17 protein-coding genes and 1 pseudogene are annotated in these 22,927 nt (G+C 63.7%); 9 read left to right on the plus strand and 9 right to left on the minus strand.

Annotated features, from left to right (window positions below; genetic code table 11):
- Positions 1-323 (plus strand): annotated as a pseudogene (locus HMPREF3088_RS10850) (DEAD/DEAH box helicase family protein); the annotation flags it as partial.
- 526 nt (positions 324-849) lie between these two features.
- Here HMPREF3088_RS10850 and pbp2m read toward each other — a convergent pair.
- The 3 genes from pbp2m to HMPREF3088_RS10100 all read right to left on the minus strand — a co-directional run bounded on the left by pbp2m (position 850) and on the right by HMPREF3088_RS10100 (position 4,432).
- On the minus strand, positions 850-2,631 hold the full coding sequence (gene pbp2m, locus HMPREF3088_RS10090) for a penicillin-binding protein PBP2M (protein ID WP_083317313.1): 1,782 nt from the start codon (positions 2,629-2,631) through the stop codon (positions 850-852).
- A gap of 113 nt (positions 2,632-2,744) precedes the next feature.
- Entirely contained in the window at positions 2,745-3,575 is an 831-nt protein-coding gene (locus tag HMPREF3088_RS10095) for a serine hydrolase (RefSeq protein WP_012360808.1), read from the minus strand.
- On the minus strand, positions 3,572-4,432 hold the full coding sequence (locus HMPREF3088_RS10100) for a LysR family transcriptional regulator (RefSeq protein WP_012360809.1): 861 nt from the start codon (positions 4,430-4,432) through the stop codon (positions 3,572-3,574). The genes HMPREF3088_RS10095 and HMPREF3088_RS10100 overlap by 4 nt, the downstream gene beginning before the upstream one ends.
- A gap of 116 nt (positions 4,433-4,548) precedes the next feature.
- Between HMPREF3088_RS10100 and HMPREF3088_RS03385 the strand changes: the two genes are divergently transcribed.
- The 7 genes from HMPREF3088_RS03385 (at position 4,549) to HMPREF3088_RS03415 (ending at position 12,684) form a co-directional block, all read left to right on the plus strand.
- A complete protein-coding gene (locus tag HMPREF3088_RS03385; RefSeq protein WP_070758446.1) occupies positions 4,549-6,216 on the plus strand; it encodes a DNA repair helicase XPB in 1,668 nt (555 codons plus the stop codon).
- A gap of 21 nt (positions 6,217-6,237) precedes the next feature.
- Positions 6,238-6,909, plus strand: coding sequence for a DUF3239 domain-containing protein (locus HMPREF3088_RS03390; RefSeq protein ID WP_012360811.1), 672 nt, complete (start codon positions 6,238-6,240; stop codon positions 6,907-6,909).
- Positions 6,910-7,035: 126 nt separating this feature from the next.
- The gene (locus HMPREF3088_RS03395; protein WP_070758447.1) at positions 7,036-7,488 is read left to right on the plus strand and encodes a MarR family winged helix-turn-helix transcriptional regulator; all 453 of its coding nucleotides are present in this window, start codon (positions 7,036-7,038) and stop codon (positions 7,486-7,488) included.
- Positions 7,489-7,631: 143 nt separating this feature from the next.
- Positions 7,632-8,396, plus strand: a complete 765-nt coding sequence (locus tag HMPREF3088_RS03400) for a LamB/YcsF family protein (protein ID WP_070758448.1) — start codon at positions 7,632-7,634, stop codon at positions 8,394-8,396.
- The gene (locus tag HMPREF3088_RS03405; protein ID WP_070758449.1) at positions 8,393-10,084 is read left to right on the plus strand and encodes a 5-oxoprolinase subunit B/C family protein; all 1,692 of its coding nucleotides are present in this window, start codon (positions 8,393-8,395) and stop codon (positions 10,082-10,084) included. Before HMPREF3088_RS03400 ends, HMPREF3088_RS03405 begins: the two co-directional genes overlap by 4 nt.
- Positions 10,081-11,883, plus strand: a complete 1,803-nt coding sequence (locus tag HMPREF3088_RS03410; RefSeq protein ID WP_070758450.1) for an acetyl/propionyl/methylcrotonyl-CoA carboxylase subunit alpha — start codon at positions 10,081-10,083, stop codon at positions 11,881-11,883. The genes HMPREF3088_RS03405 and HMPREF3088_RS03410 overlap by 4 nt, the downstream gene beginning before the upstream one ends.
- Positions 11,884-12,066: 183 nt before the next feature.
- A complete protein-coding gene (locus HMPREF3088_RS03415) occupies positions 12,067-12,684 on the plus strand; it encodes a GntR family transcriptional regulator (protein WP_070758451.1) in 618 nt (205 codons plus the stop codon).
- A 23-nt stretch (positions 12,685-12,707) separates the two neighbouring features.
- Here HMPREF3088_RS03415 and HMPREF3088_RS03420 read toward each other — a convergent pair whose 3' ends face one another.
- From HMPREF3088_RS03420 to HMPREF3088_RS03430, 3 genes are all read right to left on the minus strand, one after another.
- Entirely contained in the window at positions 12,708-13,496 is a 789-nt protein-coding gene (locus HMPREF3088_RS03420) for a putative hydro-lyase (protein WP_070758462.1), read from the minus strand.
- A gap of 17 nt (positions 13,497-13,513) precedes the next feature.
- Positions 13,514-14,788, minus strand: coding sequence for an NRAMP family divalent metal transporter (locus HMPREF3088_RS03425; protein ID WP_070758452.1), 1,275 nt, complete (start codon positions 14,786-14,788; stop codon positions 13,514-13,516).
- 210 nt (positions 14,789-14,998) lie between these two features.
- The gene (locus tag HMPREF3088_RS03430) at positions 14,999-16,033 is read right to left on the minus strand and encodes a hypothetical protein (protein ID WP_070758453.1); all 1,035 of its coding nucleotides are present in this window, start codon (positions 16,031-16,033) and stop codon (positions 14,999-15,001) included.
- 170 nt (positions 16,034-16,203) lie between these two features.
- On the opposite strand from HMPREF3088_RS03430, the gene HMPREF3088_RS03435 reads away from it, so the two are divergent.
- Positions 16,204-17,409, plus strand: coding sequence for a cobalamin-independent methionine synthase II family protein (locus HMPREF3088_RS03435; RefSeq protein ID WP_070758454.1), 1,206 nt, complete (start codon positions 16,204-16,206; stop codon positions 17,407-17,409).
- A gap of 75 nt (positions 17,410-17,484) precedes the next feature.
- On the opposite strand, the gene HMPREF3088_RS03440 is transcribed toward HMPREF3088_RS03435, so the two are convergent.
- The 3 genes from HMPREF3088_RS03440 to HMPREF3088_RS03450 all read right to left on the minus strand — a co-directional run bounded on the left by HMPREF3088_RS03440 (position 17,485) and on the right by HMPREF3088_RS03450 (position 22,692).
- Positions 17,485-19,002, minus strand: coding sequence for an alpha/beta fold hydrolase (locus tag HMPREF3088_RS03440; RefSeq protein WP_070758455.1), 1,518 nt, complete (start codon positions 19,000-19,002; stop codon positions 17,485-17,487).
- 145 nt (positions 19,003-19,147) lie between these two features.
- Positions 19,148-21,922, minus strand: a complete 2,775-nt coding sequence (locus HMPREF3088_RS03445) for an ABC transporter permease (RefSeq protein ID WP_070758456.1) — start codon at positions 21,920-21,922, stop codon at positions 19,148-19,150.
- Entirely contained in the window at positions 21,922-22,692 is a 771-nt protein-coding gene (locus HMPREF3088_RS03450) for an ABC transporter ATP-binding protein (protein ID WP_070758463.1), read from the minus strand. Before HMPREF3088_RS03450 ends, HMPREF3088_RS03445 begins: the two co-directional genes overlap by 1 nt.
- Positions 22,693-22,927: the final 235 nt, after the last annotated feature.

The raw sequence follows: 22,927 nt of genomic DNA on the forward strand, positions 1-22,927 counted from the left end.
GCCTGACCCCGGACGAGATCGGCGAATACTCCGGAGAGAAGAAGGAGATCCGCCCCGTGACCATCGCCACCTACCAAGTGGTCACGCGCAAGTCGAAGGGCGAATACCGGGCGCTGGAGCTGTTCGACTCCCGCGACTGGGGCTTAATCATTTACGACGAGGTTCACCTGCTGCCTGCCCCGGTGTTCCGCATGACCTCCGACCTGCAGTCCCGCCGCCGTCTGGGGCTCACCGCCACCCTGGTGCGCGAGGACGGCCGCGAAGGCGACGTATTCAGCCTGATCGGGCCGAAGCGCTATGACGCCCCATGGAAGGACATCGAGGCCTTCCTGGATCGCATGTCCCCCGGCGGTCTCTCGTCCGTTCCCCAGTCCCTGCGGTATTTGATTGACGACGCCACCAGGGCATTCCAGCAGGGCTCCGCCACCGAACCCCACTCGGCTCGTGTCCCGTCTCGCGTGGATACTCCCCAGCGCAACATCATGGACATCACTGGGGACTCCACCGAGATCGCCTCGGAGATCGACGGCGCCGTGGAGGGTTTTCGCCGCGCCCACGACCAGGCCATCGCCGTGGACCCGGCGGACGGCACGAAGGCCTCGGACACCCGGACCTTCCGCTCGCCGCGGGAGATCATGTCCGAGCTGCGCCGCGCCTATACCGCGGGCACACAGGTGCGCCTGCACTACGTGGACTATGCGGGTGCCACCAGCCATGACTGGATCTCCATCGTGATGATGACCCCCTCCACCATCTCCGCGGTGCTCGAATCCACCGGGGAGAGCCTCACGATCCAACCCCACCGCATCGCTGCGGTGGACGTGCCGTGCTAGAGGTTATGACGCAAGTTTATTGAATTCCAGAGAATTTCTGAACATCCGGCGAGCGAAGGAAACGCCCGGCCATTTCCACAGCTGGCTGAGAAGAATCTCCTTCGATTACAAGGGACGCAATCGCCAATTCCCCTGTCGTTCCAGCGAACCAGCCATTGGAAAGCTTGCCATCAATTTCTGCTGTACCAGTCTTTCCGCCAAGTGCACTAAGATCACTCAACGACCTAGCTGAACCGTGGTCAACTGTTGATTTCATCATCGTCCGGAGGCTTTGAATAGTTGTATCGCTGACATGCTGGTCTGCCTGTTTATTCACTACTGTCTGTTCGCCTTGAATGAGCTGTGGAGGAACAAGCAAGCCGCCGTTAGCGACAGTCGATTGCATGAGCGCAATCCCAAATGGACTAGCTAGAACCTCGCCCTGTCCAATAGAAGCCTCCACACGAGGAGGTCCAGCCGGTGTCCGCGGCACCGAACCAGTAAGTGTGGTCATCCCTGGTACGTCGAAGTCGGAGCCAATTCCGAGTTCTAAAGCAGTCCGTTGCAGATCATCTTCTCCCAAACGATCCGAAATGACCGCTTGGGTTGTGTTACATGATTGGGCGAAAGCTTCTTCCAGTCGAACGCTACCTAGATCGAAGTCATGATCGTTGGGAATCTTGCGTCCAGCGACGGTGATATTGCTAGGACAAGGTAGTTCCTCATCCATGCTGACTGCCCCTGCCTCTAGTGCCGCCGCTGTGGTCACAGTTTTGAACGTCGATCCCGGTGGGAATAGCCCGGTGAGTGCGATTGGCCCTTGGTTATTTGCCTTGTCATTTTGTGCAACGGCAAGGACACCTCCTGTTCTAGGATTGAGCACGACTAGAACTGCGGCACGTTGCTCACTGTCCACTGCTTGTTTTGCTGCGCTTTGCAGTGTGTTATCCAGAGTGGTTGCGATTGGCTGAACTCGGCGAGGCGGCTCAGAGGCTACCGTCGTCATACCTTGTGAACTCTCAGCGCGTATCGACCATCCTGAATTAGCATCGAGCACTGACTCCCAATATTTGTTCAATTCAGCATCCAGCGGAGAGTTAAGAGTTTTGGACACGCTTAAGAGACGCCCCTGCTCCACAGTGGAAATTCCCTCAAAGGTCCTAAGTTGCTCTTGTATCTTCCGGAATTCTTCCTGCCTCAAAGTGAGGAGCACGGTGTCTTCATCCTGAGACTCTCCCAAGGTCTGCTCGATCCACTCCTTAGTCGTTGTGGGAGACACTGGTGCAAAAATCTGGGCCAATTCCTGCGCTCTAGAGGCTATATCTTTGCGACCTCGTACCTGAATAACTTTCGTCCAGGTCATATATTCATTGCCCAAGCGATCTTTAATTGGAAGATCGTACTGTTTATCTTCAGCAAAAAAGAGTGCGGAATCATCGCTCAACTGAGCGTCGAAGATCGAAGGCAACCATTGAGGCTTACCATCCTGTCCACTAAGGACGAGCCGACCATTGCTCTCCAACTCCACACCATCTTTGGACCAAGTCACATGAGTATTCTGCTTTCCATTGGAAATATCAGATTTTTCGATGTTGACCTTCACACCATGAAGTGACTGCCGAAATTCATGAAGGGCGCGCTCCGGGTCTGGATGATCCAGATACCGTGCAGCCTTGCTGTCATCTCCCGCGTTGAAAGCTTTGAGAAATACGTCTGAGTCTGATTCCCACGGTAGAGCTGAACAGCTGCTCAACATCACTGCGGAGAGCGAACAGAGTGCAATCACCGACTGACGGAAACGATTGTGCTTAGTCATCATGGGAGTGACGTTAAGTGAGACGCATTGGATGCCACCAATATCACATAATGCAATTGTCTCATTTCATTCACATATAGGCGCTGGTAGAAGTGTGTATTCAAGTGGCAGAAATTCTAACGAAGAGCGTCCACGAGCAGTCTAGCCACTTCGCCAATAGCACCATCGTGAGTACTCATTGCTTGTTCTGGCACCACCTGTTTCAGCATGATGGACACCACAATGGGCTCCTCGCCCTCAACCTGGATAATCGAAGCTTCACCATGGAGAAGTCCTACAGTGCCCGTTTTTCCATAGATATCAACGCCGCTTGGAGGAAAGCCTGAAGGAACACGGTGACGCCACACCTGCAACCCCAAGAGTTCACACATAGATCGACGTACCGCTGCACTATCGTCTTTCCAAACCTGTTCCAAGTCATTAGTTATTTCCGCCAACGAAGAGACTGCAGAAAACGCTATATCTGTACTACTCCCCCCTTGGGATTGAACATATTGACGCAATTGTTTCTCCGCCGTCACTAAGCTATTCCGATCTTGCAAGTCATAATGAGGTGGAAACCGTTTAAGAAATGCTTCTCGAGCCCACGCAGGCAGTAGACGCAAAATCTCGTGGGCGGCCACGTTATCTGACACCGATGCGACTTGTTTCATTAAGTCTCGGAGACTCACGTTCACTGCGTCATCAAAGGCAGCGAACCCATACCCTTCGTAAGTTCCTTTGGACGGTGCAACGTCAACACGAAGACGAGGATCCAGATCACCTCGTTGAATCGCTTCCAAAGTGAGGTGGAGGAGCCGGATTTTATATAAGGATGCCACCGTAATTTTCTCGTCTTGTTTGCGTCCGATAGTCACCCCATCGTGCAGTCGCGATGCACACCACCATCCCTCACACCCCGACCGCGTCAACACGTTTTCCAGGGCCATCTCCATCCGTGCAGTCATTGGTTAATCCTTCGACAAATTCTTTCGGCGACCGCCATGGCCTCGGCGCCATTGTCCATCCCACCTCGGCGAACCACTACATCCACGGAAAAATCGAAACGGGAAGGAAGCTCAATAGCATTGTCAAACTGGTGAAAACCGCGAAATACCAAAGACATCCCCTCCCCTCTTCCAATCAATAAGCCCCTACCTAGAGCATCCTCTGAATCATTAATTTCGCAAGACACACCCGACCGAAATAGCTCTCTCGCCAAACCACTGGCTGCACTTGAATTGTCATTCAGGTTCTCCACCAGCAGATTCAATTGAGACAAGGTCTTATCCAACCTTGAATACCCCGGCGGCACCACTAGATCACGTGACAGAGAAAACTGCCTCGCACTGCGGTGAGTACCCAAGGGAACCGGAGCTTGAACAAGCCCCGCATGAATAGCGCCTTCTTCAACACGGGCAAGAATCTCAACAGAAGGCAGTGACGACAAAACTACTCCATCATGCTGCTGTGCCTTTGCTGCAATACGCGATCCTATCTCGCTTGGAAGCGCACTACTGATGGCCAAACGAAACCCGCTTTGCGCACCACTTCGGATACCGTCAATCATCGAATGCATAGTCTGAAGATCGCGATTAATCACCCGGGCATATGGAAGCAAGGTCAACCCTGCCTCGGTTAGTTTCACTTCCCCCGCCCCTCGGATAAATAGCGGTGTACCTACACCAGCTTCTAAGCGCTTAATGGCATTGGAGACAGGCGGCTGACTCACTCCCAGTCGCGCTGCCGCCGCTGTAAAACTACCGGTCTCCGCTAAAGCCACGAAATACTGCCATTGGCGCAGATTTCCCGTCTGAGCAATCATGGGTCTCAGCATAGTGGAGCACGAGTGTTCGCACCACTGCAGCGTAAAATGATGTCTTTGGCTTGAGCAACACCGTCGCGGTGGCGTCGATAAACAAAAAGGAAGTGACACACAGCGTGGGCATTGGAAACGGACCGCTCATTGTGCAGTCGGATAAGACCGTGCTGCTGGAAATCGACCACGAACAGGCGCAGGAGGCACGCAACGCGCTGGCCCCGTTCGCGGAACTGGAGCGCGCCCCAGAGCACGTGCACACCTACCGCATCACCCCGCTGGCTCTGTGGAACGCCCGCGCCGCCGGCCACGACGCCGAGCAGGTCGTCCACGTACTGGAGGAGTACAGCCGCTTCCCCGTCCCCCAACCCCTGCTGATCGACATCGCGGAGACGATGGACCGCTATGGTCGGCTCACCTTGGTCAAGCACCCCGCACACGGCCTGGTGATCGAGTCCCGGGACGCCGCCGTCCTGGCGGAGATCCAACGACACCGGAAGATCAAGCCGATGCTGGGCGAGCAGATCGACGCGGACACCGTCATCGTCCACCCCTCCGAGCGTGGCCGGCTCAAACAGGAACTGCTGAAGGTTGGCTGGCCGGCAGAGGACGAGGCCGGTTACGTGGACGGCGAGGCGCACCCGATCGACCTGTCCACGGAGCATGAGGACTGGGAGCTGCGCGACTACCAGCAGCTCGCCGCGGACAGCTTCTGGGAGGGTGGCTCCGGCGTCGTCGTCCTGCCCTGTGGTGCTGGTAAGACGATGGTGGGCGCGGCCGCGATGTCCAAGGCGAAGGCCACGACCCTGATCCTCGTGACGAACACCGTGGCGGGCCGCCAGTGGCGCGACGAACTGCTGCGCCGCACGAGCCTGACCCCGGACGAGATCGGCGAATACTCCGGCGAGAAGAAGGAGATCCGCCCCGTCACCATCGCCACGTACCAGGTGGTCACGCGGAAGACGAAGGGCGAATTCCGCGCGCTGGAGCTGTTCGACTCCCGCGACTGGGGGCTGATCATTTACGACGAGGTTCACTTGCTGCCCGCGCCGGTGTTCCGCATGACCTCCGACCTGCAGTCCCGCCGCCGTCTGGGTTTGACGGCGACGCTGGTGCGCGAGGACGGTCGGGAGGGCGATGTGTTCAGCCTCATCGGCCCGAAGCGCTACGACGCGCCGTGGAAGGACATCGAGGCCCAGGGGTGGATCGCGCCGGCAGACTGTACTGAGGTGCGCGTGCAGCTCAGCGAATCCGAACGGATGGTGTATGCGACCGCCGAGCAGGCCGATAAGTACCGGCTAGCGGCCACCACCCCGGCGAAGAACCGCGTGGTCAAGAAGCTGCTCGCGATGCACCCGGAGGAGCCTGGTCTGATCATCGGCGCCTACGTGGACCAGCTGGAGGAGATCGCCGAGGAGCTGGATGTGCCGGTCATCGACGGCAAGACCAGCACCGCGAAGCGGGAAAAGCTCTATCAGCAGTTCCGGGATGGGGAGATCACGACGCTGGCGGTGTCTAAGGTCGCGAACTTCTCGATCGACCTCCCGGGGGCTAGCGTGGCGATCCAGATCTCGGGCACGTTTGGTTCCCGGCAGGAGGAAGCGCAGCGCTTGGGTCGCATTCTGCGGCCGAAGCCGGATGGTGGTGGCGCCTTTTTCTATACCGTTGTCACGCGGGATACGCTCGATGCTGACTACGCAGCCCACCGCATGCGTTTCCTCGCGGAGCAGGGTTATGGCTACGGCATCATGGATGCGGCGGACCTGCCGGATCCGGTGGAAAATAATTAATAAGGAAGGCACATTTCAGCAATGACTGAGTTTCATGTCCCCGTCGAGGAGGACTACGCGCGGAAGCACAATGAGTTCTTCCGAGATGCGAAGCGCCTGCAGATTTCCGCCGCGATCCTGGGCGCACTGATGTTTGTAATCATCGCCATCCTGGTGGCCGTCAATGGTTGGCAGGGGCGCACGATCGGGTTCACGATCTCGCTGGGTATCTTCGGCGCCCTGTGCTGGATCATCATCCCCGCACTCCCGAAGGCGATGGGCAGCCCGCAGCAGTATTACGACATGTACCAGCTGGCCCCGGCAGTCATCGCGAAGGTCAATCCGCGCGACATGGTGCTGCTCTCTCTGGTGGACGCCAGCACGAAGTCGAAGGCCAACCCGGGTCCGAACCTGATCGAGCCAGCACTGGCCGCCCGCACGGTGACCTCCATCCCCGGGGTGCCGCGCGAGGTCGGGGCTCGGGTGCCGTCGATGGCGGTGACGGGTGCACAGCGTTCCCGTCGCTCAGAGCTCTTCCAGGAGGTTCTGCCGATGCCGGTGGCCTGGGGAACCAGCGACGAGAAGGTGTGGAAGGACGCCGAGCGGGCGATCCCGTCTAATCAGTGGCGCCGCCTGGAGGGGCTGATTGACCGCTGGGAGGAAGTCCAGAAGGACCGCCACAGCCTCGTGGTTTTGCGCGACGAACGCAAATAGGCTATAAACACCCTCAACAACGGGATGCAAAGTCCCAGCGGGAGCGGGTCATCCTGCCCCCGCACAGCCCCTCACCACCCCGCCATATCCGGTGGGCACACCCTGAGCCCCGAAAGCCCTGGTGCCATGACCCCCAACGATCGCCTCGTTGACCTCGCCGCCGAGACGCGCGAATCGATCCGCTCCAGCGTCCACATGCTCCGCCGCGTCGATCACGCCTCTGGCCTCACCACCTCTCAACTCGCCACACTGACCGCGCTGGAAGACGGCCCGCTAACAATGTCCGAGCTCGCGGAGATTAAGGACGTCGCCCAGCCGACAATGAGCCAGCACGTCTCCCGCCTGGAGGGATGGGGACACGTGCGTCGCGTCTCGACGCCGGAGGACGGACGCATCGTCCGCGTCGAACTCACCCAGCACGGCAAAGAGGTCGCGGACAAGGCCAACCGCGCCCGCGACGAGGTGGTTGCCGCAGCCCTCGAGCAGCTCTCCGAGGAGCAGCATGCGGCTCTTCAGGAAGGAATCACCATCCTTCGCGGGCTTGCCGAACAACTCCTCAAGTCTGACCAGGGCAAGTAGCCCGTAGCCGGCAACAGCTCGCCAGCGACTCATCAGCAGCGCACGGGGTAGAACCCCCGAGAAGCAGCATTTAGCTTCGCCAGAAACGTGACGCAGCGTACACTCGAGGTACTGTTCAACAATTTCTGGAGGAGCTGATCCTTTTGACCTCCGCACAGTTCATCGACTTAAACGCCGATCTCGGAGAATCAAACGCCGGCAACCCGGTGGGTGACGACGCCGCCATGATCTGCGTCGTCTCCTCTGCGAACACCGCCTGCGGCTTCCACGCCGGCGACCCGCACGACATCGCCCAGACCCTCGAGGCTGCCGCCGAGCGCGGCGTGACCATCGGAGCCCACGTCGGCTACCGCGACAAGCCCGGCTTCGGCCGCCGCTTCATCGACTACGCTCCCGCCGAGCTTGCAGACGAGGTGCTGTACCAAATCGGCGCCCTCGACGCACTGGCCCGTTCCCACGGCACCAAGGTCTCCTACGTCAAGCCCCACGGCGCGCTCTACAACACGATCGTGCACCACGAGGCCCAGGCCCAGGCCGTCGTCGACGGAGTGAAGGCCTTCGGCGACCTGCCCCTGCTGCTGCTCCCCGGCTCCATCGCGATCGAGAAGGCCGAGGCCGCCGGGCTGCGCGCCGTCCGTGAGGCCTTTGCTGACCGCAATTACAACCCGGACGGCACCCTGGTCTCCCGCCGCGAGTCCAACGCCGTCCTCCACGACCCGGACGCCGTGGCCGAGCGCGTCCTCCGCCTCGCCACCGAGGGCACGCTCACCGCAGTGGACGGCAGCGAGATCAGCATCGGAGCCGAATCCGTATGCATCCACGGGGACTCCCCCGGCGCGGTCGCCATGGCCGAGCACATCGCTGCCAGCCTGGATAGCGAAGGCATTGCTGTGAGGTCCTTCCTATGACCGACGCACCACTGACGCCTCGAACCATCCACCGGGCGGGAACGCGTGCCCTCCTGGTCGACCTCCCCGAGCTCGCAGAGGTCATGACCTGGCACGCAGCGCTGACGGCTCAGCCACTGGCCGGGCAGACCTCGGCCATCGCCGCCGCCCGCACCGTGCTGCTGGAGTTCGCCACCCCGCGTGATGCCCAGCGTGCGGTGGAAACGCTGGCCGGGTTCTCCCCCGCTGCCGCTGGCCAAACCACCCCACGTGAGGTCACGATCGACGTGATCTATGACGGCGAGGACCTGGCCAGCACCGCCGAGCACCTGAGCATCAGCACCGAGGAACTCATCAACCGCCACACCAGCCAGGCGTGGATGGCCGCCTTCGGTGGCTTCGCGCCCGGCTTCACCTACTGCGTGCCTGCCGACGCCAGCACCAGCGAGGGGGCCGAGAACTTCGAGTGGAACGTGCCCCGGCGCGCCAACCCCCGCACCGCGGTGCCCGCGGGTGCGGTCGGCCTGGCCGGCGAGTTCTCCGCCGTCTACCCGCGCCAGTCCCCCGGTGGCTGGCAGCTGCTCGGCCACACCAAGACCCCCATGTGGGACCCAAGCGCCGAACACCCGGCGTTGCTGAACCCCGGCGATATCGTGCGTTACCGCGCGGTCCGCGCCGAGGCCAGCGGCGCGGCGTCCTCGAATGCGGGGTCCGGCAAGGCGGCCTCCCAGCACAGCCGCACCCCGGCGGCCATCCTTGGTCGCCCGGTCGCGACCCTCACGGACGCCGGCCTGCTCAGCCTCGTGCAGGACCGCGGCCGCCCGGGCCACGGTGATATTGGCGTGACCCGATCCGGCGCGCTCGACCGAGCCAGCGCCCGCGCAGCCAACGCCGCGGTGGGTAACCGCTCCAGCGCCGCCGTCATTGAGAACATCGGCGGACTGCGCATCACCGCGAACGTGGACACCGTCCTCGCGGTCACCGGTGCAGAGGCCACGGTGGAGGTCAGCACCCGCAGTGGCCACAAGGCGACTAAGGCCCTCGCACAGCCGATCGGGCTGCTCGCGGGCGAGGAGCTCGCCGTGCGCCCCACCGGCACCGGGGCCCGCAACTACGTGGCGATCCGCGGCGGGCTCGCCACGGATACCGTCCTCGATTCCGCCGCGAGCGACGTCCTATCCGGTATGGGACCGGCACCACTCGCGGACGGCGACCTGCTCAAGGCCGGGCGAGCCACGCGCACCGCGGTGGACCCCACCATCCTCAACCCGGCGGACAGCACGAACGCCACAACCCTGCGCTGCGTCCTCGGCCCCCGCGACGACTGGTTCGCCGAACAGACCGTGCGGGACTTCCTCAGCACGACCTGGGAGGTTTCCGGCCAGTCCAACCGCATCGGACTGCGCATGACCGGCCCCGAGGGTGCCGAGCTGACCCGCGACCGCGAGGAGGAGCTGGCCAGCGAAGGCATGCTGCCCGGCTCCATTCAGGTCCCGCCCAATGGCCTGCCCGTGCTCTTCCTCGCCGACCACCCCGTCACCGGCGGGTACCCCGTCATCGCGACGGTCATCCCAGAGGACATGGACGCCGCCGGTCAGCTCCCGCCCGGCAGCACCGTCACCTTCCGTGCCGTCGACCCCGACACGCTGGCAGAACTGCCGATCAACCCCACCGACCAGAACACCGATACCCAGGAGGAAGAACAGTGAGCACCTTCTACAACGAACAACCGACCCCAGCCCTGCCGCTGAAGAAGGTCCTCATCGCCAACCGCGGCGAGATCGCCGTGCGCATCGCGCGCGCCGCCCGCGACCTGGGCATCGAATCGGTCGCGGTGTACTCCGACGCGGATGCAGATAACCAGCACCCCGTCTTCGCGGACGAGGCCTACCCGCTGCGTGGGGAGTCCGCCGCCGATACCTACATGAACATCCCGGCGCTGCTGGACATCGCGGCCCGCAGCGGCGCGGACTGCGTGCACCCGGGCTACGGCTTCCTCGCCGAGAACGCGGACTTCGCCCGCGCCGTGCAGGACGCCGGGCTGGTGTGGGTCGGCCCCTCCCCGGAGGCCATCGAGACCCTGGGCGATAAGGTCGCGGCCCGCCAGCTGGCCACCAAGGTCGGCGCCCCGCTGGCCCCCGGCACCGACCAGCCGATCGAGAGCTGGGAGGAGGCCCGGGACTTCGCCGCCGAGCACGGCATGCCGATCGCCATCAAGGCGGCCTTCGGTGGCGGTGGCCGTGGACTGAAGGTCGTGCACGAGGAAGCGGACATCGAGGAGGGCTTCGCCTCCGCGGGCCGCGAGGCCAAGGCTGCCTTCGGTCGCGGCGAGTGCTACGTGGAGAAGTTCCTCACCAAGCCGCGCCACGTCGAGGCGCAGGTGCTGGCGGATACCCACGGCAACGTCCACATCGTCGGCACCCGCGACTGCTCCGTGCAGCGCCGCTTCCAGAAGCTCGTCGAGGAGGCCCCGGCGCCGTTCCTGGCGGATGAGCAGAACACCTCCATCTACGAGGGTGCCCGCGAGATCTGCCGCGAGGCTGGCTACACCGGCGCCGGCACGGTGGAGTTCATCGTCGCCGAGGACGGCACCGTCTCCTTCCTCGAGGTCAACACCCGCGTCCAGGTTGAGCACCCAGTCACCGAGGTGGTCTCCGGGGTGGACATCGTCCAGGAGCAGTTCCGCATCGCCGCTGGCCTGGAGCTCTCCTTCGACGCCGACCCCGCCCCGACCGGCCACGCCTTCGAGTTCCGCATCAATGCCGAGGACGCCGCGAACGGCTTCGTCCCCTGCCCGGGTCTGGTCCGGACCTTCGAGCCGCCGACCGGCCCCGGCGTCCGCGTGGATACCGGCGTGCGCTCCGGGTCCACCATCCCAGGCAGCTACGACTCGCTGATCGCGAAGCTCATCGTGTGGGGCCCGAACCGCCAGGTGGCGCTGCGCCGCTCCGAGGAGGCGCTGCGGGACCTGAAGATCGAGGGCGTGCGCACGGTCATCCCGTTCCACAAGGACATCATCCACCACCCGGCCTTCGCCGAGGATCACCTGGATGTGTACACGGACTGGGTGGATAAGGAGTACGTCCCGGGCTTCGGGGATGGCAACACCGACGTGGAAGCCGCGTACACGGAGCGCACGGAGGTCAACATCGAGATCGACGGCAAGCTGCACCGGGTGGGCCTGCCGATGAGCGTGCTCTCCGGGCTGGGCGCTGCCCCGGCGCAGGGGTCAGCTGGCGCAGAGGGCGCAGCAGCGAAGACCTCCGCCGGTTCCGCTGCCTCCGAGCCTGCGGGCGCGGATGCGATCACCTCCCCTTATGCCGGTGTGCTCATCAGCTGGAAGGTCGAGGACGGCGCTGAGGTCGCGGAGGGCGACACTGTGGCGATCATCGAGGCGATGAAGATGGAGTCCCCGGTCAAGGCGCCGGCTGCGGGCACGCTGCACCGCTCCGACATCGCCGAGGGAGACTCTGTGGCCCAGGGCGAGGTCCTGGCCCGCATCAGCTAGAGCCCTAGAGCGAGCTGACCGCGGCGTGCCGCCGGAGCCAGCCCCTCCCCTCGCGCGGAGGCCCCACGGGTATTGACTCGCCCCGTGGGGCCTCTTCCTACGCACTGAGCCTATGCGCTGGGCGGCTCCTTAACTGCGTCCTGGCTTCGTGCATGGCAGCAGCGTTGCCTAGGATTGTTCATCATGAGGTCCCAAACGGTCGCCAATCAACTCCGCCAGGAGATCTCCCGCGGGCGCTATCAGCCCGGGGAAAAGCTCAACGAGGTGCAGCTCGCTGAGCACCTGGACGTGTCCCGTAATACCCTGCGCGAAGGCTTCGCCGAGCTCGCGAGCCAGGGCCTGGTGACCCGAATCCACCACCGCGGCGTATTCATCGCCAAGCCCACGGTAGCGGATGTCGCGGACTTCTATACCGCCCGCGCGTTCATCGAGCCGAACGCGCTGCGCACCGCGGATGTGGACGTCCCCCGCCTCTCGACGATCGTCGCCGCGGCGGAACAGGCCCTCGAGGAGGGTGACCTGGCGAAGGTCGCGGACGCGAACCAGCGCTTCCACCGGGTGATCGTCGCCGGGGTGGGTTCTTCGATGGTCGAGGACATGATGGACCGCATTCTCGCGCTGATGCGCCTGGCCTTCCTCCAGGTCCTGGAGGCGGAGCCCGAATTTCACGCCCCGTTCGTGGCGAAGAATCGCGAAATCATGGACGCCCTCGAGCGGATGGACTTCGACGAGGCCGCGGACATCCTGGAGGACTCGCTAGTCTCCACCCCCACCGCGGTGCAGAAGTACCTCGCCCACTAACCCCCTGGGCGACAACGCGCGGTTTAGGGAACCTGGTACTGCAGGTCGCGGGCGTCGGTGACCAGCATGTGTCCCGGCGCGTGGGCGATCGCCAGGCTGGGCTTGGTCTCCATCACCGCGGCCTGCGGGGTCACACCACAGGCCCAGAACACCGGGATGTGCCCGTCCGGGATCTCGACGGCGTCGCCGTAGTCAGGGGACGCAAGGTCGCTAATACCGATCGCGGCGGGGTCCCCCACGTGCACCGGCGCACCGTGGACCGCCGGGTAGCGGGAGGTCACGCGGACGGCGTCCGCAATCTGGGACGCCGGGATCGGCCGCATCGAGACGACCAGGGGACCGTGGAACCTCCCCGCGGGGGCGGTCGGGATCGACGTCTTGTACATCGGTACGTTGCGTCCCTGTTCGATGTGGGCGACCGGAATGCCGTTATCCAGCAGGGCACCTTCGAAGGTGAATGAGCAGCCGATGAGGAAGCTGACGAGGTCGTCGCGCCAGAACTCGGTGACATCCGGGTACTCGCCTGCCAGCTCACCGTCGCGGTAGACGCGGTACTTCGGGATGTCGGTGCGGATGTCCCCATCGGGCAGCAGCTCGGAGTTCAGCTGACCCGGCTCGAGCACCCCGAGGATGGGGCAGGGCTTGGGGTTGCGCTGGGCAAAAAGCAGGAAGTCGAAGGCGTACTCCTTCGGCAGGACCATGAGGTTGGCCTGCGCGTAACCATCCGAGTAACCGGTGGTCGGCACGGCGAGTCCCTCGCGGAAGGCAGCGCGGGCAGCTGCCGGCGACATCTCGTGCGTGCTGGTACTCATCTCGACCTCCTCCTCGCCTAGGCCCACATGGCGACGATCCCGGAGAGGGAGCGCCAGCCGAGCCAGAGGGTCAGCAGCCAGGTGATCGCACCAATGGACCACAGCCACACCGGGTACTTGTAGCCCTTCAGCAGGTCGCGGCGACGCCAGGCCACCCACAGCACCACGCCGAAGCCGATCGGCAGGATCAGGCCGTTGAACGCACCGGCGAAGATCAGCAGCTTCTGCGGCGCCTGGTTCAGGATGACGTAGGCGACGGCACAGACCAGGATGAATGCGAGGGTCAGCAGGTTGCGGGTGCGCGGTGCGATCTTCTGCGTGGTCACGAAGCTCACGGAGGTGAAGGACGCGCCGATGACGGAGGTCAGGCCGGCGGCCCACAGGACGATGCCGAAGAAGCGGACGCCGATCTCGCCGGCGGCGGCGCGGAAGGCATCGGCGGCGATGTTGTCGCCGGACAGGGCCACACCGGAAGCGACGACGCCGAAGATGGCGAGGAAGAGCAGGGTGCGCATCACGCCGGTGACGAGGATGCCGGTGACGGAGACGCGGGTGATGTCCTTGGCGTGCTCCGGGCCGGTCAGGCCGGAGTCGATGAGGCGGTGGGCGCCGGAGAAGGTGATGTAGCCGCCAACCGTTCCGCCGATGAGGGTGGTGATGATGACGAAGTCGATCTGATCCGGAACCACGGTCTGCTTCAGCGCCTCACCGACGGGTGGGGCGGATACGATGGCCACGTAGATCATCAGCAGGATCATCAGGGCACCGAGGATCACGACGATGCGGTCCAGAGCTGCACCAGCCCACTTAGAGAGGAAGACCAGGGCGGCGACCAGCGCCGAGATCGCACCACCGATGATGGGATCTATGCCGAGCATTGCGTTCGTGCCGAGGCCCGCGCCACCGATGTTGCCGATGTTGAAGATCAGGCCGCCCACGAAGACGAACGCGCCCATGACCCAGCCGAGGCCTGGGACGACCGCGTTGCCGAGCTCATTGGCTCGCATCCCGGAGACACCGAGGACGCGCCAGACGTTCAGCTGGATGGCGATGTCCACGAGGATCGACACCAGGATCGCGAAGGCGAAGGCGGCGCCCAGCTGGACGGTGAACACGCTGGTCTGCGTGATGAAGCCTGGGCCGATGGCGCTGGTGGCCATCAGGAACATGGCACCCATAGTGGTTGCGCGGGTGGCCCGTCGCTTTGCCTTAGCGGCCTTGGCGTCAGTGCTGTCCACTGGGGTAGAGGCTGCTCCTGGCTGTGTTTCAGCCTGGTTGGGATTCGTGGTCATAGTCGCACCTTTCCATCAGTGATTTAGGTCACTTTATAGGATTGTTCAACGAAGACCAAGGGCGGGGGTAATGTCACTCTCCCCACGTCGGGTTACTGATGGCACCCGATAGACGACCGGGCACCTAACAAGCAGCCTGCACAAACCCCCGGGCAGGAAACAGCGCCGCGCCGCTACCGCGCTCCTACCGCAACGTGCAGCGCTCGACGCTTAGCAGCGGGCTAGCCACTGCCCTGCCGCGCTCACCCGCTCGCGCCACACGGTCGGCGGAGCGATGATGTGCTCACTCAGGAACTCCTGGGTGTCGACCTCGGAGAAAACGGACTTCGCGAAGCTCGCCGCGCGCTCCGCCGGGGTGGCGCGCGAGTCCTCGCTGGCAATAGAAAGCAGTGCCGGAATACCCAGCTTCTCCCCCTCCAGTTCCTCCAGCGGGCCCGCGATACGTGGGCTCAGCGCCGCCACCCACGCCGCTTCGCGCAGGGCCTGGGCTGCAGCGACCAATCCGGAGCCGAATGCCACGATTCCGGCCCGAGCCTCATCGCAGCCCAGGGCCTCGGCGCTGCCGCGCACGGCGTCGAAGGCCTGTCCCACGGCCGCGACCGTCGCCTCCCAGCCCCGCGCGCCATCGCCGCCAGCCAGGGGCAGCGGATAGGTCAGATCCACGATGGTGACGCCGGACTGCTGGGCCAGCGCTGCGAACAACGGCTGCCAGAGCTGCTCGTGCGCCTGCTGATCACCGAACCAGCCCGGCCCACCGTGCAGAGAGATCGCGAGCGCACCGGTGGGCTCGTCCGGGCGCAGCACCGTCGCGCCCACGCCCTGCGGAAGCTCGGCGACGCCAGGTTGCCCCACCGGCCACGCCGCGGAGCTAATACCTTCCCGGCAGAACGCCACGTGCGGCATCGCGTGATCCAGACCTGCGCCCAACACCAGCTGGCTGCTGTGAGTCAGCAAGTCCGGGACCTTCGACCACATGCGCTCCGTGGCCGCTGTAAGTTCCTGCGGAACCGGCTGACCCTGCTGCGTGTATTCCGCCCCTTCGTCGGTCGTCAGCGAGCGGAAGATCTCCGGGTAGTTGTCCTCGAAGAAGTTATTGAGCTGCACCAGCTGCTCGGCAGGGGTCAGCGGCTCCACGCCTTCCTGCACATCGCGGTGTGCCCCCGGCAGGCTCGCGATATCGGAGTTCGGGGTGGCCCCCAGGGTCTTGGCGTTTTGATCAGTGCTGTTCTTCTCACCATCGGTCATGCCTTCGATCTTAGTTCCCCTCCCAGACACGGCTCTGGTCGCGGCACAGGCATGGCCCGGCGGTCTACCAGCCCCACTCATTCAGGCCGTCTCCCGGCATAGATACACTGGGCAACACCCACAGCCAGTGGCAACGCTGGCCCCACGACCAAGGAAAGCGAAAACAGACGATGAGCGTCAACATCAAAACCACGCACGTCGGCAGCCTGCCGCGTACGAAGGAACTACTCGAGGTCAATAACAAGTTCGCCGCCGGCGAGATCGAGCGTGAGGACTTCCTGGGCATCCTGCAGGAGTCCATCGACAAGGTCGTCGCCAAGCAGCACGAGATGGGCGTGAGCATCATCAACGAGGGCGAATACGGCCACGTCACCAGCGGTGCCGTCGACTACGGCGCCTGGTGGAACTACAGCTTCTCCCGCCTGGGTGGGCTGACCATGACCGACGAGGACCGCTGGGCCAACCAGGAGGCTATCCGCTCCGAGCCGGGCAACATCCGCCTGACCAGCTTCGCCGACCGCCGTGACCGCACCCTCTTCCGCGAGGCATACGAGGACCCAGCCTCCGGCATCCTCACCAACCGCGCCTCCGTCGGTAACCCGAAGATCACCGGCCCGATCACCTACATTGGCAAGGAGCAGATCGACACCGACGTCCAGCTGCTGACCAACGCGATGAAGAAGACCGGCGCCACGGAAGGCTTCGTCGCCGCCCTGTCCCCGGGATCCGCGGCCCGCCTGAAGAACGAGTACTACGAGACGGATGAGGACGTCGTCTGGGCCTGTGCCGACGCGATGGCGGAAGAGTACCGCGCCATCACTGACGCCGGCCTGACCGTATCCATCGACGACCCGTCGCTGGCGGAATCCTGGGACCAGATCAACCCGGAGCCGTCCATCGAGGACTACCGGGCATACATCCGCACCCGTGTGGACGCCATCAACCACGCCGTAAAGGATCTGCCGCGCGAGCAGACCCGCCTGCACATCTGCTGGGGTTCCTGGCACGGCCCGCACGTCACCGACGTGCCGTTCGGCGATATCGTCGAGGAGATCCTGCGCGCCGAGGTCGGCGGCTACTCCTTCGAGGGCGCTTCACCACGCCACGCCCACGAGTGGCGTGTCTGGCAGGACCACAAGCTGCCGGAGGGCACCGTGATCTACCCGGGTGTAGTCTCCCACTCCACGAATGTGGTGGAGCACCCGCGCCTGGTCGCGGATCGCATCATTCAGTTCGCTGAGCTCGTCGGCCCGGAGAACGTCATCGCGTCGACGGACTGTGGCCTGGGCGGTCGCCTCCACGAGCAGATCGCATGGGCGAAGCTGCAGTCCCTCGTCGGGGGTGCGGAGATCGCCAGCCGCGAGCTCAACGGCTAAAAGCCCGCAGCGTACGCTGCGGGCTTCGCCGGAGCCGCCGGCCTGCGACCCGCTGGCACTAGCTTCGGCTAGTACTTAGTCCCGGGCGGAGCTGCCCAGGAAGGGCTGGCTGGAACCCAGGAGGCCGTAGCCCTCGGAGGAGGACTGGCTGGAGCCCTGCAGGGAGGACTCGGTGGTGTAGTCGCCACCCTCGCCCTTGACCGGCAGGTCGTTGAAGCGGGCGATAATGAAGTCCAGGCCGTACGGCGCTCCGGTTGCGGCCTGGGCGAGGTGGTTGTACTCGCCGATCGGTGGCATGAAGTCATCCTTGTAGACGACGCTGGCGCCCTTGTTGCGCCAGGTCTTCGCCAGGACCTTCGCCTGGTTGTACTCGACGTTGCGGTCGTAGCGGCCAGAGACAATCATGACTGGGGCCTCGGGCTTGCCGTTACCGATCTTCTGATCCTCCAGGGCCTTCTGCGCATCCGGCATATCCTTGAGCAGCTCGGTCAGGGAGCGGCCGTCCTTGGTCCAGTTGCGGGTCTCCTGGTGGCCGAAGTTATCCATGATCTCGTCGGTGCACATCTCGGCGGTGGCGGCAAGGGCCTTCTCACCCTCCTCGTTGAGGTGCTCCTCCAGCAGCGGACGCAGCTCCGGGTAGCGGGCCAGCATGCCGTTGATGGTGAAGCCGATTGCGCCCATCAGGTCGGAGCCGTCGATATTCTGCTGCACGGCGTTCAGGTCTGCCGGTGGCGCGGAGGCGTAGGCACCCGCGACGTCGAGGTCCTTGCCGTAGTTCGGGGCCTCCTCGACGGCCGCGGTGGACGCGCCGCCACCCTGGGAGTGGCCGTAGAAGGCGACCTTCCCGAACTTCCCGCCATTCTTCTCGACGATGTTGCGCGCCGCGCGGCCCGCGTCGATCATCGCGTGGGCCTGGTCGAGGCGGTTCATGTAGGTGTGAACCTCGTCGGTGCCCATGCCGATGTAGTCGGTGACGATGACGCGCACGCCGTACTTGGCGAACGCGACGTCGTAGATACCCTCGAGGTTGACACCACGCCCGCTCTGGACCGGGTCCTGGAGGTTGTGCAGCGGCCAGTTGCGGGTCGGGGCGCACTTATCGCCTTGGCCGACGGTGCCGCGGCCGATAATGACGGTCGGGCGCTCGCCCTTACCCTTCCACTCGGCGCGCGGCTCCATGATGTAGCCAGTCACCGGGGTGAGCTCGCCGTGTGCGTTGGTGGTGGTGTACATGATGCGGTCGACGGTCTTCGGGACGTAGCCCTTCATGCCCCGCGGTGCGGGGTTATAAGGCACAGTCTCGGTCTTGAGGATCTCACCCGGAGTGGTCGTGGTGACGCCATCAGTGTCGTAGAAGGCGTCATGATCGCCCTGCTCCGGCGCCTTCCCCGTGCCGGAGGAACCGAGGGCCCCGCCCTCGCTGGAACCAACGGAGGACAGCGTTGCGCCGAAATCCTGGTCCTTCGAGGAGGATTCGTCAGCGTGCGCGACGAACCCGGCCCCTGCGATCAGAGTGGTGGAAAGAATACTGGTGGCAATGAAAGATGCGGAACGAGCTCGCCACGGCCGTCCCCCTCGTGTGATCTTCGTCATAGGAGGGATTAAACATCACACGTTGGTAATTTGTTGGCAAAACGAGGTAATTGCTTTAGGAAAACTATATTTGCGCTGGTAGTGCCCCGTCCCAAACATGACCGTGGGCTGCCAGCCACCCCCCCACAGTGGCGGCCGGCTTTCCCTAATCCGCGATGGCCTCCAGCGGAGGGGTACGACCCGCCTTGATCGCGGGCCAGGCGGCGGCAACCACGCCCACGAGCGCGGAGCCAAGGAGCATAAGCACCAGTTGCAGCCACGGGACGGCGAGTTCTTCCAGCCCCTCCCCCGCGAGGACCGTGACGAAAGCCCAGCCCAGGCCGAGCCCGATGAGGACACCAACGATCGCCCCATACACCGCGATCTGCACGGCCTCCAGGGTGATCATGCGGCGGATCTGGCCGCGCATCGTGCCGATCGCGCGAAGCATACCGATCTCCTGGCGCCTCTCGATCACGTTCAATGCCAGCGTGTTCACGATCCCGAGGATGGCCACGATGATGGCTAGCGCCAGCAGCGCGTAGAGGATGTTGAGCATCTGGTCGACCATGACGGCAGCCTCACCCGAAGCCTCCGCTGGGGTGAGGACCTGTACCACGATGTAGTCCTTGGTTGCCTCCCGAAGCGCTTCTTGAAGCTCGCCCGGAGCGCTGTGGTCACCACCGCCCTCCCCCGGCACCGCTGTGACCATAAGGGCCATGATTTGGCCGGGCCACTGCCCCTGAGCGGAGGGCTGCACGCTCTCCACTCCGGCCCGGCTCAACACGTAGGGGCCGAGCGCCTGATTGGGCTCGTAGGTGCCGAGCAGAGGGAGTTTCTTTCCAGCCGAAACCTTGCCGAGGTGGGCTGGGTAGCTTTCGCCGACCTTCCAGCCGTGGGAGGCGGCGGTCTTGGTATCCGCGATGAAGCCCTCTTCCGCGAGATCTGTTGTGCCCTCGACGGTCTCGACCACGATGCCGTCGTTGGGGTTACCCCCGTAGTAGTTCGCGAAGGGCTGCCCGGCGAAAGCGCCGATGCCCTCGATGTTCACGAGGGAGCTGCCCATCACTCCGACGGTACCCACCCCCGGGGTCTCCTGCACCGCACCAACGGCACCGTTGGGGACGGGGAAGCCGCTATTCGACGGACCCGTCGCCACGAAGTCGGCCTTCACTGCGGTTTCGGTCACCTCGGCCACGGAGGCCTTCATCGACGCTCCCAGCATCCCGACGGCTCCGACGAGCGCCAGTCCCAGGGTGAGGGCGAAGGCGGTGGTGGCGGTGCGCCGTGGGTTCCGGGCGGAGTTCTTCCGCGCGAGTGCGCCGACGGTGCCGAAAGGCAGCCCAACAACCCGGCCGATCGCTGGCACAGCGCGACGCGCGACCGCCGGTGAAGCCAGGAACGTCCCCAGGATGACAAGGACCGCAGCGACCCCGACCAGAATGGCCCGCGTCTTCGTGCTCCAGCCGTCGCCGAGCGCCCCGGCGAGGGCAATAGCGACACCGACCGCGAAGGCGAGCCCTCCGGCAATGGTGCGCCCCACCAGGGAGCTGGAGCTGCTGGCGTCACCGGAACGCATGGCCTCGACGGGGCGAGTGGCCCCTGCACTGCGGGCGGGTGCCCACGCACTGAGGATGGTGACGAGCACTCCGACGATCATGGGGAGCGCGACCGCCAAAGGTGTCAGGACGATCCCGCCCGCAGGGAGCCCCGCACCAGTGCTTTCGAGAACCGCATAGATGGCCTTCACTAGCCCCATTCCGGCAAGCACACCGAGAGCCGAGCCGACAACACCCACGACCGCCGCCTCGAGAACCACAGAGGAAGTGAGTTGGCCACGGGAAACACCTAGGGCGCGGAGTAGAGCGAATTCCCGCATCCGCTGCGCCACGATCATCGAGAAGGTGTTCGCGATGATGAAGGTTCCCACCAGCAGCCCCACGAGCCCGAAGGCGACCAGGAAGTAGCTGACGAAGCTAAGCGCCTTCGAGATCTCAGCGGAAAGCTCCTCGGAGACTTCCTCCCCCGTCTGGACGATGTAGGGGAACTCGGTGGCCAAACTATCGACAAGCTCCTCAGCGGTGGTGCCGGGGGCCGCGCCGACGTAAAGGGTGCGTGGCTCCCCGGACTGGAGGAATTTTTCCTTAAAGGTGTCGGCGGCAACTGATAGCCCGATGAAGCCGCCGGTTTCGATATCGGAATCGTAAATACCGGTGACGGTGACCTCGTCCTGCGCCCGCGACGTGACGACCTTCAGCCGGTCCCCAACCTTGATGCCATGGGCCTCCGCGGCGGTGGCGTTGATCGCCACGTCACCAGTGTCTGTGGGCGCGGCGCCATCGACGATATGAGTCTCGCCTTTAACCGATTCTTCGCCGTTGTAGAAGGGCTGCAGCATCGTTGGCGCAGGGGCGGAGTTCAAAGTCTCGCCGTTTTCCCTGGCGGCGACTGCTTGCACCTGGTCAGCGATATTCACCTGGCTGACTTGGGGCATCTCTTGAATACGACGGAGGTCGTCCTCACTGATGCGACGACTGGACGCCGCTTGAGGTTGCGCCGCTGCACGGTCGGCCGGTGCCCCCGTGGCATCCGGCACCTCGCTGATAGCTTGGCCCTCGCCAGCGGTTTCCGGTGTGTCCCCAGAATTTTTTTGTTCCGCACCGGTGGGCTGAGCGTCCCCACCGTCGCTGGTGCCACCGTGTGGGGAGGGCGAGGCGCTCACCACAGCATCGACGTTCTTCATCTCCCCGTCGACGAGCGAGTCAAAGGTTCGGGAGAGTCCCGCTGTGAACATGAGGGAGCCTGCGATAAACGCGGTTCCGAGAACGACGGCGAGGACTGTCAGCAGCAGCCTGACCTTATGTGCTGCAATGGTGCGAAGGCTCAGGCGCCCTACCGCTGCTGTCCCACTGACGCGGGCCCCTTTGGTGCGCTTGGGCATCAGTAGTCCTCGATTCTGCTCATAGTTGCGAGGATGTCTTCTGCGCTGGGTTGTTCCAGCTCGTGGACGACCCTGCCGTCCGCGAGGAAAAGCACCCGGTCGGCGTAGCTGGCTGCCTTGGGGTCGTGAGTCACAATGACGACGGTCTGGTCGTCGTGGTCGACCGCTGTGCGGAGGATGTCGAGCACTTCTTGGGAACTGTTCGAGTCCAGGTTGCCGGTTGGCTCGTCGCCAAAAATGATCTCTGGTCGGGCGACGAGTGCGCGTGCACAGGCGACGCGTTGTTGCTGGCCACCCGAGAGCTCACTGGGTCGGTGGTTAAGTCGTTCTGCCAGGCCGAGGCGCGTGGTGACTTCTTGAAACCAGGAAGAATCAACCTTCTTGCCGGCAACGTCGAGCGGCAGGGTGATGTTTTCCGCGGCGGTCAAGGTCGGGACCAAGTTGAAAGCCTGGAAGATAAATCCGAGGCGATCGCGGCGCAGGCTTGTAATCTGCTTTTCGTTGAGTTCAGAAAGTTCAGTGTCGCCGATGTAGGTCTGGCCACTGGTGGGGCTATCGAGGGCTGCCATGCAGTGCATAAGCGTTGACTTCCCAGACCCGGAGGGCCCCATGATCGCTGTGAAGCGGTTTTTCTCGAAGGCAACGTCCACGTGGTCGAGAGCCTTCACTTGGGCCTCGCCGTGGCCATAGGTCTTGACCAGATTCACAGCTCGTGCGGCTACGCCTGCTTCAGGCGTTAGGGGCGATTGTTCGGCACCACGGGTAGCCATGGTTGTGACCTCCATAACCGGGTTCTTCTCACCACACATGATCGTTAATAAGTATGAGGCACTGCGGTGAGGAGGCCAAAATGCGTGTGCCACCTAGAGGAAATTGTCGCAGGGGACCACAGAACATAAGGGGGCAACGCAAAAAGCAGCGAGCCGAACCTGTCCCTAAGGACGAGATCCAGCTCGCTGCTTCTTATTATCAAGTTTAATGCCGGCGGCGTCTTACTCTCCCACA

The organism is Corynebacterium sp. HMSC22B11 (assembly GCF_001815965.1).
GTDB lineage: Bacteria > Actinomycetota > Actinomycetes > Mycobacteriales > Mycobacteriaceae > Corynebacterium.

Coding starts and splice junctions, on each gene's coding strand:
- pbp2m (WP_083317313.1), bottom strand. CDS start 2,631: ATGATGACTAAGCACAATCGTTTCCGTCAGTCGGTGATTGCACTCTGT.
- HMPREF3088_RS10095 (WP_012360808.1), bottom strand. CDS start 3,575: ATGACTGCACGGATGGAGATGGCCCTGGAAAACGTGTTGACGCGGTCG.
- HMPREF3088_RS10100 (WP_012360809.1), bottom strand. CDS start 4,432: ATGATTGCTCAGACGGGAAATCTGCGCCAATGGCAGTATTTCGTGGCT.
- HMPREF3088_RS03390 (WP_012360811.1), top strand. CDS start 6,238: ATGACTGAGTTTCATGTCCCCGTCGAGGAGGACTACGCGCGGAAGCAC.
- HMPREF3088_RS03395 (WP_070758447.1), top strand. CDS start 7,036: ATGACCCCCAACGATCGCCTCGTTGACCTCGCCGCCGAGACGCGCGAA.
- HMPREF3088_RS03405 (WP_070758449.1), top strand. CDS start 8,393: ATGACCGACGCACCACTGACGCCTCGAACCATCCACCGGGCGGGAACG.
- HMPREF3088_RS03415 (WP_070758451.1), top strand. CDS start 12,067: ATGAGGTCCCAAACGGTCGCCAATCAACTCCGCCAGGAGATCTCCCGC.
- HMPREF3088_RS03420 (WP_070758462.1), bottom strand. CDS start 13,496: ATGAGTACCAGCACGCACGAGATGTCGCCGGCAGCTGCCCGCGCTGCC.
- HMPREF3088_RS03425 (WP_070758452.1), bottom strand. CDS start 14,788: ATGACCACGAATCCCAACCAGGCTGAAACACAGCCAGGAGCAGCCTCT.
- HMPREF3088_RS03430 (WP_070758453.1), bottom strand. CDS start 16,033: ATGACCGATGGTGAGAAGAACAGCACTGATCAAAACGCCAAGACCCTG.
- HMPREF3088_RS03435 (WP_070758454.1), top strand. CDS start 16,204: ATGAGCGTCAACATCAAAACCACGCACGTCGGCAGCCTGCCGCGTACG.
- HMPREF3088_RS03440 (WP_070758455.1), bottom strand. CDS start 19,002: ATGACGAAGATCACACGAGGGGGACGGCCGTGGCGAGCTCGTTCCGCA.
- HMPREF3088_RS03445 (WP_070758456.1), bottom strand. CDS start 21,922: ATGCCCAAGCGCACCAAAGGGGCCCGCGTCAGTGGGACAGCAGCGGTA.
- HMPREF3088_RS03450 (WP_070758463.1), bottom strand. CDS start 22,692: ATGGCTACCCGTGGTGCCGAACAATCGCCCCTAACGCCTGAAGCAGGC.